Raw genomic sequence first — 17898 nt, forward strand, 5'->3', positions numbered from 1 at the left:
GCTCAGTGCCGAAAAGGCGGAAAAAGCAGAGAAGGTAAAAAAGGCCGGATGGCTCTATGGAGACGAGGTATATGCGCAAAGCACTAATTTCCTGCCTGGGACTGGCAATGGCGGGCTGCGCCGTGGGTTATCGGAACCCCGATCTCGCCGGGGCTCAGGACCTGCGCATGCCGCTACCGCCCTGCACCGCCCCCGCGGCTAGCAACTGCCTGAACGACAGCCAATCACTCGAACCAGAGGCCATTTACGCGGCGGAAGTGGGATCCCGAACTAACAGTCCGCGCGTCGGGCTAGCACTGTCCGGAGGTGGGTCAAAGGCGGCACCGTTCGCGCTTGGCGTCTTGCAGGAGTTAGTCAACGCCGACGCGCTGGGCAGCATCGACTATATCTCCAGCGTGTCGGGTGGCAGCTATGCGGCACTTTACCTATACGCCAACGCGTTGAGGGTCAGCGAAAAGCCCGAACTCGGGCCCCTCAAGCGGTACTTCGCGGATATCCGTCCCGTTAGTTTCCCCCCAAAGGAAAAGACGGTTGGCACCGAGGGCTACGTGCCTGCTGCCAGCCCGGGAGGGCTGAAGAAAGACCTGCAATTGGACGTGGCCCAGGCAGGTGCCTGCGAGAAGATATTCACCCCGGCGCAGGAACCCGTCGTTCAAGACAACCGGAACCTCGGGTGGGTAGATTGCTACCAGGACATCCTGTTTACCGCGCCCGGCGGAACGTCCAAGCGCTATGACCGTACAGAGCCTGTGCGCAAAGCGGCCTTTACGGCGCTGGAGAACATCTCCACCGCGCCCGTTGCGCTGCTCAGTGGCGTGCTGTTTGACTGGCGTCTACCCACCTCACCCTCGCAGCAGCAATATGCGCGAGGGATTTTCCGGACCTACGGTTATCAGCCGTCCGCAGGCGAGGAGGTTCCAGCGCCCCTCTGGAGCGCGGATATCGCAGCGCAGATGAACTCGCTGACATTCAGGCGGCTGAGGACGCTCTATTCGGCATCGCCTGTGAATCCGCGCGTGCCGATCTGGATCATCAACGCCACCGCAGCGAGTGGCAATGTGCTGCTGGATGTCGACTCCGCACCTTATGACCTGTCCGAAGCCGTCTTTGAGGCCACGCCGTTTGGTTACGGCGCTGGCCGCTTCGGCTACGTGCGGGGCTATCTGGACGACCTGGGCGTCGGCGTCGCCGACACCGTGCTGGCTTCGGCTGCCTTCTTCGACACCGCCCAACGACAATACAACCGTTTCGCAGTCAACAGCGTGCTGACGCTAACGAACTCGCGGTGGGGAATCGATATCGCCAACTATCGCGTCGGCGACGCCACGCGCCGCTGGCACTCGCTGCTGCCCTGGCCGTTCTACTACCTGAATGACCTCCCCTCATCGAACAGCGGCCCCACCATTCATTTGTCCGACGGCGGGCAAAGTGGCGACAACCTTGGGATGGTCAGCCTGATTCGGCGCGGCATGGACAAGCTGATCGTAGTGGCAGGGGAACAGGATTTCACCGCCACCGGCGAGCGCGATGGCTATTCGGACTTCGCTTCGCTTTGCGCAGTCAACCGCTATCTGGGCCAGCAGTCGCCGCAGCGGCATATCGTGTTCTTCGGCCATCCGTCGGAGCCAAACGAGGATATGTTCGACCTTTCAGCACAATGCGATGCCGACAAGGTTCGCCTCAAGACGGCAATCTTGTCTGCCGAAGCCAAGCAACCCGTGCCGGGAGCCGTCAACCCCTTGCGCTGGCGCAATGCGGTTTGGCGAGGCCGGATCGTCCCGCTCGACGATACGCAAGCCGCCGCGTCGGAAAAATGCGTTCAGCCAGCTTGCGCGGAGGTGTTCTATCTGATGTCTGGATTGGATCGAGCGCGCTGGATGGCCAAGGCGGCCTATCTGATCGATGACAAAAAATACGCGGAGGTGCAAAACTGTATCGGATACAAGGCCTTCGATCCTGACGGATTCGAGTACAGTTGCCCTGTGTTGCAGTACTTGTTCGAGCAGATACGCGATCCGGTTTGGCGCTGGCCACAGACTACGACCGTCGGCACCACCTATAACAGCAGTGTCAACCTTGCGCGTGCCTACCGTTACCTCGGCGTACTGGGCGCACGCTCGCTGCGCGAAAGCCGGTTGTTTGCCAAAGAATAGTGCAGCGAGCCCGTACGGCCGGTTGTCCGACGCATACGGGCCCATCGTGCGGCAACGCAAGCACAGCCAGGCAGCAGGACACCACGCTGCTTGTGCTCAGTGGTTCGATGCCAGCGGGCCAGTGCCCGCCTGCGCCACACTGGGTGCGGCATCCGGCAACGGCCCCCACCCGCCGCCCAGCCGGCGCACCAGCGCCACCGTGGCGGAGGCACGCAGCCCGGCCACCTGGTTGGCGTCGCGCTGCGACTGCAGTACCGTGCGGTCCGCGTCGATCACCGTCAGGTAATCCACCGCGCCCGCCTCGTAGCGGCTGCGCGAGATCTTGGCCGCGCGGCGGGCGCCGCCCAGCGCGCCGTCCAATGCGCCGGCCTGCTGGCTCAGCCAGCGTACGTCCGCCAGGCTATCTTCCACCTCGCGCATCGCGGTCAGCACGCTCTGGCGGTAGCTCGCCACCGCTTCCTCGTGCTGGGCGCGCGCCGCCGCCAGGTTGGCCTTGTTGCGGCCTCCGTCGAAGATCGGGGCGGCGATCGTGCTGCCGATCAGCGGCCCCAGCGCCCACGCGCTGGAGGACCACTTGAACAGGTTCGACAGGTCGCTCGACTCAAAGCCGAACAAGCCGCTCAGCGTGATGCGTGGATAGAACGCGGCCTTCGCCACGCCGATGCGTGCATTAGCAGCCGCCATCAGGCGCTCGGCTTGCGCGATGTCGGGACGGCGCTCCAGCAAATCGGAGGGCAGCCCCGCCGGCACGGTGATCAGCGCGGCGTCCAGCGGGCGCGCAGCCAGCGTGAAGGCGGCCGGCGGCGCGCCGGTCAGCACCGCCAGCGCGTGCTCCTGGTTAGCGCGGCGGCGCTCGATGCCGGCGAGATCCGCGCGGGCTGTACCAAGCTCGGCTTCGGCGCGGGCGGGGTCGAGGTCCGTGGTTTCGCCTTCGTCGAAGCGGCGCTTGAGCAGCTTGAGCGCGTCCTCGCGCAGGGTGATGGTGGCGTTGAGCAGGTCGCGCTCGCTGTCCAGCGTGCGCAGCGCGAAGTAGGCTTGCGCCACGTCCGCCTGCAGCGCCAGCAGCACCGAACGATACAGGTCTTCCGCCGCATCGCCTTCGGCGCGCGCCGCCTTGACGTTGTCGGCCACGCGACCGAACAGGTCAAGCTCGTAGCTGGCAAAGGCGCGTGCCCTGAGCACGGTCTGCGGCGCCACCTTGGTGCCATCGGGCAGCCCTTGCGAGGCGGCCGACAATTGCGTGCGGGTCGGGTCCAGGCCCACGCTCAACTGCGGGTACTGGTCGGCCTCGGCCACGCCGGTGAAGGCGCGGGCCTGCTTGAGGCGTGCCGCGGCGATCGCCAGGTCCTGGTTGGATTCGGTCGCGGTGGCGATCAGGCGGTCGAGATCGGCGTCGCCGAAGATCTTCCACCATTCGCCGCGCTGCGCGCCTTCGGCGGGCGTGGCCACCTTCCATTGCGTGCCTTCGGCTTGCGCGGCCATCGCTTCCTTGTAGGCCGGCGTGGCGGCGGTCGCGCTTTCCGGCACCTTGTAGGTCGGTGCCAGCGAGCAGCCCGCCAGGATCAGGGCCACGGCCAGCGTGGCCAGGCGCGGCAGCGCCGCAGGCAGTAGCGATGTCATCTTGGATGTCAATGTTGCGTTCATGTCGATCACCGTTATTCAGCGGAGGCGATAGCCTTGTGGCTCGCCGACGGCGCTTCCGACACCTTGCGGCGCTGGCCACGGGTCGCCAGCATACGCAGCGCCACGTAGAACACCGGGGTCAGGAACAGCCCGAAGAAGGTCACGCCCAGCATGCCGGCGAACACTGCCACGCCCATCGCATGGCGCATCTCGGCACCCGCGCCGGTGGACACCACCAGCGGCACCACACCCATGATGAACGCGAACGACGTCATCAAGATCGGGCGCAGGCGCAGGCGGCTGGCTTCAATGGCGGCGGCCACGATGGAGCGGCCCTCATGCTCCAGCTCCCGCGCAAACTCCACGATCAGGATCGCGTTCTTGGCTGACAGCCCCACCAGCACGATGAAACCAATCTGCGTGAAGATGTTGTTGTCGCCCTTGGTCAGCCACACGCCAGTCATGGCAGCCAGCAGGCTCAGGGGCACGATCAGGATCACGGCCAGCGGCAAGGTCAGGCTTTCGTACTGCGCGGCCAGCACCAGGAACACCAGCAGCACGCACAGCGGGAAGATCCATACCCCCGCGTTGCCGGCCAGGATGTCCTGGTAGGTCAGGTCGGTCCACTCGAACTTGATGCCCTTGGGCAGCGTCTCGGCCGCAATGCGTTCAGCCGCGGCTTGCGCCTGGCCCGAGGAGAAGCCCGGGGCCGGGCCGCCGTTCATGTCCGCCGCGGTGAAACCGTTGTAGCGGATCACGCTGTCCGGCCCAAAGCCCTGGTTGACGGTGAGCAGCGACGACAGCGGCACCATGTCGCCCGCGCTGTTGCGCGTCTTCAGTTGCAGGATGTCCTCGGCGTGGGCGCGGAACTGCGCATCCGCCTGGACCTTGACCTGGTAGGTCCGGCCAAACTTGTTGAAGTCGTTGACATAGGCCGAGCCGAGGTAGGTCTGCAGCGTGTCGAACACGTCCGTCACCGGCACGCCCAACTGCTTGGCTTTCACCCGATCCAGTTTCACATCCAGCTGCGGCACGTTGACCTGGTAGTTGGTGAAGATACCGGCCAGCTCCGGCGTGGCGCGCGCCTTGGTGGTAAAGGCGTTGGTTGCGTCGAACAAGGCGTCGTAACCCAGCGCGGCACGGTCCTCGATCATCATCTTGAAGCCGCCGATGGTGCCCAGGCCCTGAACCGGCGGCGGCGGGAACACGGCGATGAAAGCATCCTGGATCGCGGCGTACTTGCCATTTAGCTGCGCTGCGATGGCGTTGCCCGACAGTTCCTTGGTCTTGCGTTCTTCAAACGGCTTGAGCGAGACAAAGACAATGCCGGCGCTCGGGCTGTTAGTGAAGCCATTGATCGACAGGCCCGGGAAGGCAATCGCCGATTCCACGCCCGGCTGCTTGAGCGCGATGTCGGACATCTGGCGGATCACGTCCTCGGTGCGGTCCAGCGTGGCGCCGTCAGGCAGCTTGGCAAAGCTCACCAGGTACTGCTTGTCCTGCGCCGGCACAAAGCCCTTGGGCACCAGCTGGAACACACCCCAGGTCAGCGCCAGCATCACGGCGTAGACGCCGAACACCGCCGTCTTGCGCGAGATCACGCCCTTCACACCCTTGCCGTAACGATCGGCGCTGGCGCCAAAGAAACGGTTGAAGCGGCCAAAGAAGCCACCCAGCACGCGATCCATGCCGCGCGAGAGCCAGTCCTTGGGCGCATCGTGGCCGCGCAGCAGCAGCGCGGACAAGGCCGGCGACAGCGTCAGCGAATTGAAGGCCGAGATGATGGTCGAGATGGCGATGGTCAGCGCAAACTGCTTGTAGAACTGACCGGTCAGGCCCGTCATGAAGGCCAGCGGCACGAACACGGCGATCAGCGTCAGCGCGATCGCGATGATCGGGCCGCTCACCTCACGCATGGCCTTGTAGGTGGCCTCTTTTGGCGATAACCCCTCGGCGATATTGCGCTCGACGTTCTCCACCACCACGATCGCATCGTCCACCACGATCCCGATAGCGAGCACCAGCCCGAACAGTGACAACGCATTGATCGAGAAGCCAAAGGCGTGCATCAGCCCGAACGTCCCCACGATCGACACCGGCACGGCCAGCAGCGGAATCACCGAGGCGCGCCACGTCTGCAGGAACAGGATCACCACCAGCACCACCAGGGCGATGGCTTCGAACAACGTGTGGGTCACGGCCTCGATGCTATGGCGCACGAACTGCGTCGGGTCATAGACGATGCTGTAGTCCACGCCATCGGGGAAGTTCTGCTTGAGCTCCTCCATGGTCTTGCGCACGTCGTCCGATATCTGGATGGCGTTGGAGCCAGGAGCCTGGAAGATCGGAATGGCCACCGCGGACTTGTTGTCCAGCAGCGAGCGCAGCGCGTACTCCGACGCGCCCAGCTCGATGCGGGACACGTCTTTCAGGTACGTCACGCCGCCATCGGGCGAGGTCGCCACGATGATGTCGCCAAAGGCCTCCACGGTTTCCAGGCGGCCCTGCGCGTTCACCGAGAGCTGCAGGTCAGCGCCCGGCAGCGCGGGCGAGGCGCCGATCACACCAGCGGCCACCTGCACGTTCTGCTCGCGGATGGCCTTGACCACGTCGGCGGCCACCAGCTTGCGCTCGGCCATCTTCTCGGGGTTCAGCCACACGCGCATGGAATAGTCACCCGAGCCGAACAGCTGCACCTGGCCCACGCCCTGGATCCGCGCCAGGCGGTCCTTGACGTTGATCACCGCGTAGTTGCGCAGGTAGGTCATGTCGTAGCGGTCGTTCGGCGAGACCAGGTGGACCACCATGGTCAGGTCGGGCGAGCTTTTCACCGTGGTGATGCCCAGGCGGCGCACGTCCTCCGGCAGGCGCGGCTCGGCTTGCGCCACGCGGTTCTGCACGAGCTGCTGGGCCTTGTCCGGATCCGTGCCGAGCTTGAAGGTGACGGTCAGCGTCAGCAGGCCATCGCTATTGGCTTGCGACGACATGTAGAGCATGTCCTCGACGCCGTTGATCTGCTCCTCCAGCGGAGACGCCACGGTCGCGGCAATCACCTTGGGGTTGGCGCCCGGATACTGCGCGCGCACCACCACGGACGGCGGCACCACCTCGGGATACTCCGAGATGGGTAGCTTGAACATCGAGATGGCGCCGATCAGGAAGATCAGCACCGATAGCACGCCGGCAAAGATAGGCCGGTCGATAAAGAATTTCGAGAGATTCATCTCAGTCTCGGCAGTCTTGGCGAAAGGGCTCCCCCTGGCGGCCTGAATGGCAGGCGCCATGTGGAGCGGGGAAGCTAAAAAATGGTTTGGCCTCGGGGGAGAGGTACTTTCAAAGCCGGCGCACCGTGGATACGCCCGCCCTCTCCCCCGGCCCCTCCCCCGCCATGCGGGAGAGGGGAGCAAACCCTTGACGGATTCAGCGTATGCGGTTCATGCCGGATCGGCTCAGGTCACCGGCTTTCCGTCGGCCGCCTTATCCGTGGTTTTCTCCGTGGCCGCTTGCTTGCGGTCAGCCGATTCGCCGCGTTGATCCAGTTCGCGCTTGAACGCCATATCGACCGGCTTGGGCGCAACCGTGATGCCGGGGCGCACACGCTGCAGGCCATTGACCACGATCTTCTCGTCGGCCTTCAAACCCTGGCGGATCACGCGCAGCCCTTCATACGACGGCCCAAGCGTGACTTCGCGATAGGCCAGTTTGTTGGCGCCATCCAGCACCAGCACAAACTTCTTGCCCTGATCGGTGCCGATGGCGCGGTCGTTGATCAGCACCACCGGATGCGGCGTGCCGCCGCCGAGCTTGATGCGCGCATACAGTCCCGGCAGCAGGCGGCCGTCCGGGTTGTCGAACACGGCGCGCACGCGGATGGTGCCGCTCTTGGTGTCGAGCCGGTTGTCCAGCGACTGGATATGGCCCTCGCGCGGATAGTCCTCATCGTTAGCCAGGCCCAGGAACACTGGGAGCTTTGACTGGCCACCTTCGCCACCGGACGCTTTGTCCGCCGTATAGCGCAGGTAGGTCTGCTCATCGAGCTCGAAGCTGGCATAGACCGGCGAGACCGACACCACCGTGGTCAGCACCGGCGTGCCGGCACCGGCCGCCACCAGGTTGCCCACCGTGATCTCGGCGCGCGATACGCGCCCGCTGACCGGCGCGGTGATGCGCGTATAGGTCAGGTTAAGGCGAGCCACATCCAGCGAGGCCTGCGCGGCACGCACATTGGCGATGGCTTCGCGCGAACCGTTGTCGCGCTCATCGAACTCGCGGCGCGATACCGCGTTGTCCTGCACCAGTCGCTGCGCGCGGGCCAGTTCGGTCTGCGCGTGGCCGGCACGCACTTGCGCGGCGGCCAGCGCGGCTTCCGCACGCGCTACCTCTGCGGCATAAGGACGCGGGTCGATGGTAAACAGCGGATCGCCCTTCTTCACCAGCGCGCCTTCACGGAAGTGCACGGCGTCGATGGTGCCGCCAACGCGGGCGCGGATCTCAACCCGGTCCACCGCTTCCAGACGGCCGGAGAACTCGTCCCATTCGGTGATGGTCTTGCCAAGGGCCGCTGCCACGTCCACGGTGGTGGGTGCTGCCGGGCCAGGCACGGCCTGCGCCTCGCCGGCGTGCCAGGGCTTGAAGATCGAGGTGGCCAGGCCAGCGCCGAGCACTGCGACGATGGCCAGGGCAATCATGGTGCGTCGAGTTTGCTGATTCATTTTCTTGACTCCGTATTCCGTCTGCGGGTTTTCTTCAACTGGAAAGCAAAAATAGGACGAACGCCCCCGCCGGAGCGCGCAAAGGGAGCGCGCCCGGTACGCCTGCTGATCGCAGGCCGGCGTGGCTTATTGGTAACGCGGGATCAGCCGGGCGGGCTGGCTCCTGTCTGGCGTTCGGCCTTGGGTGAGGCGTCGTCGTCGCCGGCAAGATAGCCTTGCAGGTAACGCGCGCCTTCGTTTATCCACACCTGACATCGGTCGTGGGACACTTCCACGCCGGCGCCACAGGCACCGGGCATGATCTGGACCTGCGCCGGCACACTGGCCGTCTGCAGGCGGCTGACGAAGGCTTCGCCTTCGGCACGCAATGCATCTTCTTCCGCCACCTGCACAAAGGTGGGCGGCAGGCCGGCCAGCCGCGAGGCCAGCGCCGGGGCCGCGTAGGGATGCACGCTGGCGGCCGGGGTCGGCAGGTAATCACGGTAGTAGCCCGCCAGGCGCTGGAGCATTTCCAGCGGCACGCTGCGCCCGCCCTGCCCGACCGAGCACGAGGCGTGCTGCAGGCATGGATCAGTCACCGGGCGGATCAGCCACTGCGCGCGCGGCTCGGGCAAGCCGCGGTCGCGCAGCATCTGCGACAGCGCGATCGCCAGGTTGCCGCCCGCCTCTTCGCCCACCAGGGCAAAGCGCAGCTTGTCCACCTTGAGGCGGCGCGCATGGCGCAGCACCCATTCGGCGGTATGAAACACGTCCTCCGGCGCCGCCGGGAACGGAAAATCGGGGGCCAGCGAATACGCCGGAGTGACCACCACCGCAGGCACGGTAACGGCCAGCGAGCGCGCCAGGCGCTGGGATTTCTCCAGGCTGCCGTCCACAAAGCCGCCCGCATGCAGGTAGATCAGCCACGGCAGCGACGGGGCGGCCTTGCCCTCCGGATAGCCCGGCGGGTAATTCAGGCGCACCGTGATGGTGCGCCCGCAGCTCTCCACCGCGTGCTCCGTCACGCGCCCCTCGGCCAGTTCGGCTGCTAAGGCTGCTGCTGCGGCTTTCGATTGCGAGGGCGACATGTCGGTCACGTGCGGCGCGATGGCGACGCATCCATTGCATATTGCGATGCAGCGAATTATGGTGGTTGATGAAGGTGGGATAAAGCGAGGCTTTACCAATGCACTGTTTCTCCGGTGAAATAATCGGGCATGTGGCGCCCGGGAGACCCTTCGCTGTGCAAGGTCATCCATTTTGTGCTCCACTCCCGCACTTGCGCAGCCGCGCAAGCCGTCATGAGCCACGCCGGGCCGCACCCCACCCGGGTGCCTGCCCCGCCAGCCAGACCTGCCTGTTTCCTTACCCAGGGGAGTGAACATGGATCGTCTCGTATCAATGCAGGCCTTCACCCGCGTGGTGGATGTCGGCAGCTTTGCGCGCGCGGCCGAGGCCATGGACCTGCCGAAAGCCACGCTCACCCGGCTGATCCAGAACCTGGAAACCCATCTCGGCGTGAAGCTGCTGCACCGGACCACCCGGCGCATCAGCGTGACCACCGACGGCGCCGCCTATTACGAGCGCTGCGTGCGGATCCTGGCGGACGTGGAAGAGGCCGAGCAATCCCTCACCCACCAGAACAACACGCCGCGCGGCACGCTGTGCGTGGACACCACCGCCGGGCTGGCGCAACTGGTGCTGATCCCCAAGCTGCATGAGTTTTTTGCCGCCTACCCCGAGCTCAAGATGGAGCTCACCATCAACGGCAAGCCCATCGACCTGCTCAAGGAAGGCGTGGACGTGGTGCTGCGCGTGGGCGACCCGGTGGACGACACCATGGTGGCGCGCCGCATCGGCCAGCTGCGGCTGGGGCTCTACGCCTCGCCGGTCTATCTCAAGCGCAACGGCACGCCCACCCAGCCCAGCGAGCTGGTGCAGCACCGGGCCGTGAACTACCTGTCCAACCGCACCGGCCGCGAAGTACCGTGGCCGCTCGGGCAAGGCGAGCAGCGCACGGAAATGCTGCTGCCCTCGTCCATCTCCACCAACGACGGCGACGTCTACCTGAGCTGCGCGCTGGAAAGCCACGGCATCGCCCGCATCTCGCGCGCCATGGCCCTGCCCTATGTGGAAAGCGGCCGGCTGGTCGAAGTACTGCCCGACTGGCCCACGGACTCGTTGCCGATCGCCGCGATGTACCCGCAGAACCGCCACCTGTCGGCCAAGGTGCGCGTGTTCGTCAACTGGGTGGCCGAGCTTTTCGCGCACCATCCGCAGTTTGGCGAGACCCAGGCGGGACAGCCTCAGCCATCCCGGCAACCCAAGCTGGCGGCCTGAGCGCAACACGGGCGTACTGCGCATTAGCACCGGTTACACCGCGCCGGAAGACGCGGCGGACATTGAGCCCTCCGCCACGGCCAGCGCTTCCACCTCGAACAACATCCCGTCAAGCGCCAGCCGCGGCACCGGAATCAAGGTGCATGCCGGCTTGGGTGTATCGCCCCAGGCGCGCGCCACCGCCGCCGCCAGCACGGCCAGGCGCGCCTCGTCGTGATCCACCACCAGCACGGTCAGCTTGGCCACATGGCGCAACTGCGCGCCAGCGGCGGCCAGCGCCACGCCCAGGTTGTCGAACGCCTGGCGCACCTGCGCCTCGAAACTCTCAGGCAGGCTGCCATCCGCGCGCTCCCCACCCTGCCCGGCCACGCAGACCAGGCCCGCGCCGGGCGCGACCATCGCCACATGGGAGTAACCGTTGGCGCTGGGATCATAGAGGCCAAGCGGATTAAGCATGGTGAGCTGACGCGATGCGTGTTGGGTACGAGTGGCTTGCATGGGACGATTTCCTTGATAGACAGCGTTGAAACAGCAATGATCGGCTTGGCCAGATGCAGGACAGACTCGACATTGCCGCCCGCCTGCCCTAATATCCAAGACAGTTTTTGGATATTAGGGTGCACCCATGAATTATGCAAACAATAACTTGGATAACCATACTGGGTCTCCGGGTGATCGCATCCTGTTCCTGTTGAAGACCAAGGGCGCGGCATCGACCACGCAGATCGCCCAGGCGCTGGGCGGCACCGCCGAGGCCGCACGCCAGCAGGTGCAGAAGCTGCTCGCCGCCGGGCTGATCGAGGGCCGACAGCAAAGCGCCAGCGGCGCAGGCCGGCCGCGCCAGGACTGGACCCTCACCACCAGCGGGCACGGCCGCTTTCCCGATACCCACGCGCAACTCACCATCCAGCTGATCGGATCGGTGCGGCAGTTGTTCGGCGAGGAAGGCATGGACAAGCTGATCGGCCAGCGCGAGTCCGAAACCCGCGCGCAATATCTCGCGGCGGTCGCCGGCCAGGGCGAGTTGCAGCAGCGGCTCGCCACGCTCACCGCGCTGCGCCAGGCCGAAGGCTATATGGCGCGCCTTGAGCAAGACGGCAAGGACTGGCTGCTGATCGAAGACCATTGCCCGATCTGCGCCGCTGCGCAGACCTGCCAGGGGTTCTGCCGGGCAGAGCTGCGGATCTTCCAGGAGGTCATCGGCGCGCAAGCGACCGTCACCCGCGAAGAGCATCTGCTGAGCAACGCGCGGCGCTGCGTGTATCGCGTCACTGCCGCGGCATAGGTGCCATAGGTGAAATAGGTGAAATAGGTGACCAGCCGGGGTTAGCGTGGATTGGTCATCCTCGCCGCCGATGCTATCTTGCTGCGCACCCACGGCGCCGTGCCCGCCAATTCGAAATTCGAACCCCGGAGAGACAACCCATGCCTTGCCGCCAAGCAAACACGCCGCGACGGTTGCGCCAGGCCACGCTCTGCCTCACGCTGCTGCTCTGCACCCTGGCAGCGCGCGCACAGACCGCGCCAGAGGTGGTTGACATCCCGACGCGCCCCGGCGTGACGCAGCGCTTCCTGTATCTGGCGCCCGCACAGCCCACGGCTGCGGTGATCCTCTACGCAGGCGCGCATGGTGGCCTGAATATCTACCCCAACGGGGGCGTTGCCTGGGGTGCCGGCAATTTCCTGGTGCGCTCGCGCCAACTCTTCGTCGACAACGGGTTCGCGGTTGCCGTCATCGATGCGCCGAGCGACCGCCTGTCCTGGCCCTACCTGAGCGGCTTCCGCCTGTCCCCCGAGCATGCCGAAGACACCAAGGCCGTGATCGCCTGGATGCGCAGCCACACCAACCTGCCTGTCTGGCTGGTCGGCACCAGCCGCGGCACCCAGTCGGTAGCGTCCACCGCGATCCGGCTAGCGGACGATGGCGGCCCCGATGGCATCGTGCTGACCGCCACCATCCTGCGCGACGATCGCGGCCAACAGGTGCCGGCGATGGCCCTCGACAAACTCAAGATACCCGTGCTCGTGGTCCATCACGAACAGGATGGCTGCAAGCAGTGCCCGTACAACGAAGTGCAAGGACTGATGGACAAGCTGGCCAAAGCCCCCAAAGCCGGACTGATCCACTTCGCCGGCGGCAAGAGCGTTGGAGACCCGTGCGAGGCCATGTCCTATCACGGATTCAACGGGATCGAGCCACAAGTGGTGACGGCCGTAGCGGGGTGGATGGCGGAAAAGTAAAGACTCGGCAAGCCATGATGACAGCCCGGCGACAACTTCATGACAACGCGATGACGCACCGTTGCGCCTCTCCGTCGCACTTGCAAAACACCTTGCCGATAACAAGGCAGCGAGTGCTAGGATAAGCATGTGACCTCCCCGGCGGACCGCGCCGTTGAAGCGTTACATGCAGTACGTCCGATACGGGGCGTACGTGCGCTAAGTGCGCCGTTCACTGACATGCCTGGGAGGTTGCAAGATGACTCCAACCCTCTTTTGGCAAAACGTGAAGCGCAGCGCCACGCTCATCAGCCTGTTCGCCGGCTGTGCGCTTTGCGCGCACGCGGGCGATATCACCGGCGCTGGCTCCACCTTCGTCTATCCCCTGCTGGTGAAATGGGCGGCCACCTACTACGCCAAGACCGGCCAGGAGGTGAACTACCAGCCCACCGGCTCGGGCAACGGCATCCGGCAGATCAAGGCGGCCAATGTCACGTTCGGCGCCTCCGACATGCCGCTCAAGCCAGATGAATTACGCGCAGCCGGACTGGTCCAGTTTCCGCTGGTTGTCGGTGGCGTGGTGCCGATCGTCAACCTGGACGGTGTAGCCGCGGGCCAGATCCGTTTTACCGGCCAACTGCTGGCGGATATTTATCTGGGCAAGATCGCCAACTGGGATGACCCGGCCATCGGCGCGATCAACCCCGGCATCCACTTCCCCAATCAAAAGATCCTGGTCGTGCATCGCAGCGACAGCTCCGGCACAACCTTCAACTGGGCCGACTACCTGTCCAAGGTCAGCGACGAATGGAAAGGCAGCGTGGGCTCGGGCACCACCGTCAAATGGCCGGCAGGCGTCGGCGCCAACGGCAACGAGGGCGTGGCCACCTACATCAAGAATGTCAAAGGAGCGATCGGCTATGTCGAGCTGACTTACGCACTGCAACGCAAGCTGCCCTACACGGCCGTGCGAAACCGGGACGGTGCGTTTATCGAGCCCGCGCGGGAGAGCTTCAGCGCAGCGGTAGCATCCGCAGACTGGAGCCAGCACCCCGACTTCTATCAGGTCATCACGGACGCGCCCGGCACGCAGGCGTGGCCAATTACCGGCGCCGTGTTCGTGATCATGCCAAAGGCCCCGAAGGATCCCGCCAGCGCCAAAGCCGCTCTCGCATTCTTCCGTTGGGCACTGAATGACGGGCAGGCTGATGCCGCGGCAGAGCACTACGTGGCGCTGCCACCCGCGCTGGTCAAGCAGATCGAAGCCTACTGGGGAGAGAACCTGAAGTGAGTGCGGAAAGCCCTGCGCTGCAGCGCGTTCCCGGTTTCCGCTCAGTGCTCCGTATCGCCGGCGTGGGCGCTCCAGTCAATATGGTCCGAGAGATAGTGCCTGTAGGCATACTCGACATCGGCATCGGCGTCCTCATGGGCCTGGAGCGGATTGTCCCTGCACATGGGGCAAGTGTGCCGTGATGACGCTTGCGTCTGCGTGCCCTCCATCATGGTCACAAACCCTCTGTAACGCCCCCAGGGCAATTCCTCAACAGAAGTGACGAGGAACAAATCGCCGCGCTGATACGTTGCCATGGCTGCACTCCTTCATGCTGATCGGGGACATTCATTCTAGCAACGGCTTGCGCGAGCGCAACCCCGGTTTGGCAGCCTCGAAGCCGAGGTTACTCAAGCGCCGCTGGCGCGTCTTCTTGCACATCCTCTTGCGCCAGTTTGCACTGGCGGTCCAGGAAATCGCTGGCGTGTCCATTGCTGCCAGCCTCACGATCGACCGGTTGGTCCACGATGACAAAGCCGCCCGTGCCCTTGGCATCCGCCACATAAGTGACAAACACGCCCCGGTCCGGCACGACTGACGCCGCCTCGCCAAGACGATGCTTGATAAGCAGGAATGGATTGACGGACAGCGCCGCTCCCGGCGAAGGCACGAAAACAGCCTGTACCGGCTTGCCCATGAACCGCAGCGCCGTCCAGGCGGTCCCGATACGCGCACTCGCGCCGGCGACAAAGTCCCTGGCATCCCGGCTGATGCAGTCCAGGTGGATATGCATCTGCTCCTGGCTGCGTGCCGCCTTAGCATTGATCGCCAGCCCCAGGATGCCATCGGGCAACGGCCGCCCGCGTGCCTGCCCGACAAACCGCCTGACGTCCCAGCCGAATGCCCACGGGTTCGGCCCGCCCTCTTCCCACAAGCCTCGTTCCTCCACGCCAGTCACGCGATGATCCGGAATGACGAGAAAATGCGAGCGGCCGATGGCATCCTTGTAGAGCACCAAGCCTTTTTCACGATCCACCACCACGCAATCGGGATGATGCGGCGCGCCGGGTGCTAGGCAGCGCGCCTGCACGTTACGCCAGAGCCCATCCTTGGCAAACATCGCAAGAAACCCGACGTCCGCATCGGCCCAGGCACTCGTCGCCATGCATAGCACCAGCAGCAGGGCCAATCGCCGCGCCGTGGCACCAAAAGCAAAACCAAAAACAAAAAGAGCCATCAACCTGATGGCTCCACACCCCGCGAACAAACCAGCAAAGCACACCCCATCCCCGGCATCCCCGGCATTCTTGGACGCACGGTGAGACCACAAAGCGAGGGAGAGGCCAACCGACTCGTTACGACGACTACGACGATCCAGGCCTGGGGCAGTCGTGGGTATTGGCATTCAGAACTTATCCACCTGAGTCGGCATAGCCTGCATTGTGCAGGACAAATATGGCAACACGATGGCGTGTTTAGCGACGCTGCATTCCTATACTTGAGAATGCGCCTCACCGATTATCAGGCGAGTGCCTGACCACGCCCTTTCGCCCTTTCGTCCTCAAACAACACGCGCCAGCACAGCGCCACATCACGCACCGCCGCTTCCTGCCAGGTGGCAGGCAATATGAAAACCGAATCACAGTCCTCAATGATCGCCAGGATATCCGAAGCCCTGAAAGTCCCGGTGGAGGAGGTGGAGCGCGCGTATTTCGCCGCCTGGCACGAGCTTCAGGCCGGCGCCAAGATTCACGACTACCTGCCGCTGTTTGCCGCCAGGCGCGTGACGGAGGCGTTTCGGAAACAACGGCAATCCTCAGCGCTACCACCCCCGCCTGTTCCGGCATCGGCCGCGCCGCCGCGCTACGTTTAGCAGCCGAAGGGGCCGAAGTCATCGTTGGCGCGCGCCGCACTTAAGCTAGAGGAGTGGTGGAGCGGTGTTCCTAAGACCACTGACTTTCTGCGTACCAAACGCCGCTTTGTGCGATTTTTTCCGCTTGTCCGCGTAACCCGGACACGGACACGGACAAGCCTCCTACGGCGCATACGCTCTCCCCCACTATCGATCAGCCCCAATCGAGGGGGCGCTCGACCTCCTTCTTGTTCGCGTCCGCCTGTCGCTACCCGCCCGTATCTATTCACGAGGCAGCGACCCAAGCAAGAAAACACTTCCAAACCATTGATATACAATGAATTCCTGAAATGACGATCCATTCAATATCTATTCATGCCCACCCGACCATCCGCCCTGCTGGAAATCCTTAGCGAGGGACCCGCCAACGCGGCGAGCTTGTGCCTGCGGCTGAAGATCAGCCAGCCCACGCTGTCGCGCCGTATCGCAGAAGCTGGCGACCGCATTGCGCGTGTTGGCAGCGCGCGGGCTGTGCGGTATCTGGCATGCCGGATTGTGGCGGGGCAGACGCAATTTGCGCTGTACCGTGTTACGGCTGCAGGTCGGATTGAACAGTGGGGCGAGCTGCTGCCGGTCCATCCAGGCTTTATCCTACGCCAAAGTGGCGAAGACGACTGCTTGCTGGACAGCTTGCCTTGGTGGCTACAGGACATGCGCCCGCAAGGCTTTATCGGGCGGCACTGGGTGCGCCACCGTGCCGCTGCGCTAGGTTTGCCAGATGACCTGCTGAATTGGAGCGACGACCATGTGCTGGCCGCGCTGGCGGCGGGAGAGCATGATGTGCCCGGCAATCTGCTTCTGGGTGACGCAAGCCGCTCCGCCTGGCTGGCACACCAGCCGGACAGCATCGCCACGAGTGAGCGCGCACAGCATTACCCTCGCCTTGCCGCCCAATCGATGGCGGGCGAATTGGTTGGCTCCAGTGCCGGCGGGGAGCAACCCAAATTCGCCGTGCACGTGAATGGGCATGCAGTCCTCGTCAAGTTCAGTGCCGCGCAGGACAACGCGATTAGTCAGCGTTGGCGCGACTTGCTGCTGGCGGAGCATCTCGCCCTGCAACAGTTGGCCAATCACGGCCTATCCGCAGCAAATAGCGAAGTGCTGGATGTCAACGGCCAGCGTTTCCTGCAGCTATCGCGCTTCGACCGCACCCAGCAGGGTGGTCGGCGTGGCGTGGTGTCACTGGCCACCTTGGACGCGGAATTCGTCGGGCGGGCTCGCGCGACCTGGCCGGAACTCACCGAAGCACTACTCAAGCAGGGCCGCATTACGACGCAAGCCCATCAGGATGTCTGCCGGCTATATGCCTTCGGCCGCCTGATCGGCAACAGTGATATGCACAATGGCAACCTTGCCTTTCTGCATGAAGGCACCATGCCCCTGTCACAGGCCCCTGCTTATGACATGCTGCCCATGGCCCTGGCCCCCGACCGCAGCGGCACAATGCGCGACAACCTGCCCACGTTCACACTGCCCACTCAGCCGCCGGCCAGCGTATGGCACGAAATGCTGCCGTTGGCCCGCGCATACTGGCGGCGCCTCGCCGAGCACCCGCTGGCCAGTTCAGAATTTGCGGAGATTGCCGGACGGCAGCAGGCCTGGCTCGACGAAGCCAGCCGGCAGCTCGAGCGGCTGGCCTGAGAGCAAGCACGCCCGCATGCTCTGGGGCCATGCTGGCAAAAAAACGAA

14 protein-coding genes are annotated in these 17898 nt (G+C 64.5%); 7 read left to right on the top strand and 7 right to left on the bottom strand.

Features of this window, described 5'->3' with window-relative positions:
- Positions 1–71: 71 nt before the first annotated feature.
- Positions 72–2153 carry a patatin-like phospholipase family protein gene (locus AC1Q7Q_RS05115; RefSeq protein ID WP_492372170.1) on the top strand — a complete coding sequence of 694 codons (2082 nt, stop codon included), beginning with the start codon at positions 72–74 and terminating at the stop codon, positions 2151–2153.
- Between the two features lie 96 nt (positions 2154–2249).
- On the opposite strand, the gene AC1Q7Q_RS05120 is transcribed toward AC1Q7Q_RS05115, so the two are convergent.
- The 4 genes from AC1Q7Q_RS05120 to AC1Q7Q_RS05135 all read right to left on the bottom strand — a co-directional run bounded on the left by AC1Q7Q_RS05120 (position 2250) and on the right by AC1Q7Q_RS05135 (position 9555).
- Positions 2250–3773 (bottom strand): efflux transporter outer membrane subunit, encoded by a 1524-nt coding sequence (locus AC1Q7Q_RS05120; protein ID WP_492387133.1) that lies wholly within the window; start codon positions 3771–3773, stop codon positions 2250–2252.
- Positions 3774–3808: 35 nt separating this feature from the next.
- Positions 3809–7000 carry an efflux RND transporter permease subunit gene (locus AC1Q7Q_RS05125; protein WP_492372168.1) on the bottom strand — a complete coding sequence of 1064 codons (3192 nt, stop codon included), beginning with the start codon at positions 6998–7000 and terminating at the stop codon, positions 3809–3811.
- Between the two features lie 225 nt (positions 7001–7225).
- Positions 7226–8488 carry an efflux RND transporter periplasmic adaptor subunit gene (locus AC1Q7Q_RS05130; protein ID WP_492372167.1) on the bottom strand — a complete coding sequence of 421 codons (1263 nt, stop codon included), beginning with the start codon at positions 8486–8488 and terminating at the stop codon, positions 7226–7228.
- A 143-nt stretch (positions 8489–8631) separates the two neighbouring features.
- Positions 8632–9555, bottom strand: a complete 924-nt coding sequence (locus AC1Q7Q_RS05135) for an alpha/beta hydrolase (protein WP_416052301.1) — start codon at positions 9553–9555, stop codon at positions 8632–8634.
- 295 nt (positions 9556–9850) lie between these two features.
- Here AC1Q7Q_RS05135 and AC1Q7Q_RS05140 point away from each other — a divergent pair, with 295 nt between their 5' ends.
- Positions 9851–10807 (top strand): LysR family transcriptional regulator, encoded by a 957-nt coding sequence (locus AC1Q7Q_RS05140; RefSeq protein ID WP_492372166.1) that lies wholly within the window; start codon positions 9851–9853, stop codon positions 10805–10807.
- Between the two features lie 33 nt (positions 10808–10840).
- On the opposite strand, the gene AC1Q7Q_RS05145 is transcribed toward AC1Q7Q_RS05140, so the two are convergent.
- A complete protein-coding gene (locus AC1Q7Q_RS05145; protein ID WP_492372165.1) occupies positions 10841–11305 on the bottom strand; it encodes a RidA family protein in 465 nt (154 codons plus the stop codon).
- Positions 11306–11432: 127 nt separating this feature from the next.
- Between AC1Q7Q_RS05145 and AC1Q7Q_RS05150 the strand changes: the two genes are divergently transcribed.
- The 3 genes from AC1Q7Q_RS05150 to pstS all read left to right on the top strand — a co-directional run bounded on the left by AC1Q7Q_RS05150 (position 11433) and on the right by pstS (position 14318).
- Positions 11433–12092, top strand: a complete 660-nt coding sequence (locus AC1Q7Q_RS05150; RefSeq protein ID WP_492372164.1) for a helix-turn-helix transcriptional regulator — start codon at positions 11433–11435, stop codon at positions 12090–12092.
- Positions 12093–12232: 140 nt separating this feature from the next.
- On the top strand, positions 12233–13048 hold the full coding sequence (locus AC1Q7Q_RS05155; protein ID WP_492372163.1) for an alpha/beta hydrolase: 816 nt from the start codon (positions 12233–12235) through the stop codon (positions 13046–13048).
- A 238-nt stretch (positions 13049–13286) separates the two neighbouring features.
- On the top strand, positions 13287–14318 hold the full coding sequence (gene pstS / locus AC1Q7Q_RS05160) for a phosphate ABC transporter substrate-binding protein PstS (protein ID WP_492372162.1): 1032 nt from the start codon (positions 13287–13289) through the stop codon (positions 14316–14318).
- 41 nt (positions 14319–14359) lie between these two features.
- Here the strand turns inward: pstS and AC1Q7Q_RS05165 are convergent, their stop codons facing one another.
- Together AC1Q7Q_RS05165 and AC1Q7Q_RS05170 are read right to left on the bottom strand one after the other, a co-directional pair.
- Entirely contained in the window at positions 14360–14614 is a 255-nt protein-coding gene (locus AC1Q7Q_RS05165; protein ID WP_183031900.1) for a hypothetical protein, read from the bottom strand.
- An 89-nt stretch (positions 14615–14703) separates the two neighbouring features.
- Positions 14704–15462, bottom strand: a complete 759-nt coding sequence (locus AC1Q7Q_RS05170; protein ID WP_492372161.1) for a CDP-diacylglycerol diphosphatase — start codon at positions 15460–15462, stop codon at positions 14704–14706.
- 486 nt (positions 15463–15948) lie between these two features.
- Here AC1Q7Q_RS05170 and AC1Q7Q_RS05175 point away from each other — a divergent pair, with 486 nt between their 5' ends.
- On the top strand, positions 15949–16170 hold the full coding sequence (locus tag AC1Q7Q_RS05175; protein ID WP_492372160.1) for a DUF3562 domain-containing protein: 222 nt from the start codon (positions 15949–15951) through the stop codon (positions 16168–16170).
- A gap of 354 nt (positions 16171–16524) precedes the next feature.
- The gene (gene yjjJ / locus AC1Q7Q_RS05180; RefSeq protein ID WP_492372159.1) at positions 16525–17850 is read left to right on the top strand and encodes a type II toxin-antitoxin system HipA family toxin YjjJ; all 1326 of its coding nucleotides are present in this window, start codon (positions 16525–16527) and stop codon (positions 17848–17850) included.
- Positions 17851–17898 lie beyond the last annotated feature (48 nt).

The sequence above is a fragment of the Cupriavidus sp. GW823-FHT07A04 genome, assembly GCF_058794615.1.

Bases quoted from the DNA above. Each gene is read 5' to 3' on its own strand.
- AC1Q7Q_RS05135 (WP_416052301.1), bottom strand. From the start codon at position 9,555: ATGTCGCCCTCGCAATCGAAAGCCGCAGCAGCAGCCTTAGCAGCCGAA.
- AC1Q7Q_RS05125 (WP_492372168.1), bottom strand. From the start codon at position 7,000: ATGAATCTCTCGAAATTCTTTATCGACCGGCCTATCTTTGCCGGCGTG.
- pstS (WP_492372162.1), top strand. From the start codon at position 13,287: ATGACTCCAACCCTCTTTTGGCAAAACGTGAAGCGCAGCGCCACGCTC.
- AC1Q7Q_RS05155 (WP_492372163.1), top strand. From the start codon at position 12,233: ATGCCTTGCCGCCAAGCAAACACGCCGCGACGGTTGCGCCAGGCCACG.
- AC1Q7Q_RS05140 (WP_492372166.1), top strand. From the start codon at position 9,851: ATGGATCGTCTCGTATCAATGCAGGCCTTCACCCGCGTGGTGGATGTC.
- AC1Q7Q_RS05150 (WP_492372164.1), top strand. From the start codon at position 11,433: ATGAATTATGCAAACAATAACTTGGATAACCATACTGGGTCTCCGGGT.
- AC1Q7Q_RS05115 (WP_492372170.1), top strand. From the start codon at position 72: ATGCGCAAAGCACTAATTTCCTGCCTGGGACTGGCAATGGCGGGCTGC.
- AC1Q7Q_RS05120 (WP_492387133.1), bottom strand. From the start codon at position 3,773: ATGACATCGCTACTGCCTGCGGCGCTGCCGCGCCTGGCCACGCTGGCC.
- yjjJ (WP_492372159.1), top strand. From the start codon at position 16,525: ATGCCCACCCGACCATCCGCCCTGCTGGAAATCCTTAGCGAGGGACCC.
- AC1Q7Q_RS05165 (WP_183031900.1), bottom strand. From the start codon at position 14,614: ATGGCAACGTATCAGCGCGGCGATTTGTTCCTCGTCACTTCTGTTGAG.
- AC1Q7Q_RS05175 (WP_492372160.1), top strand. From the start codon at position 15,949: ATGATCGCCAGGATATCCGAAGCCCTGAAAGTCCCGGTGGAGGAGGTG.
- AC1Q7Q_RS05170 (WP_492372161.1), bottom strand. From the start codon at position 15,462: ATGGCGACGAGTGCCTGGGCCGATGCGGACGTCGGGTTTCTTGCGATG.
- AC1Q7Q_RS05130 (WP_492372167.1), bottom strand. From the start codon at position 8,488: ATGAATCAGCAAACTCGACGCACCATGATTGCCCTGGCCATCGTCGCA.
- AC1Q7Q_RS05145 (WP_492372165.1), bottom strand. From the start codon at position 11,305: ATGCAAGCCACTCGTACCCAACACGCATCGCGTCAGCTCACCATGCTT.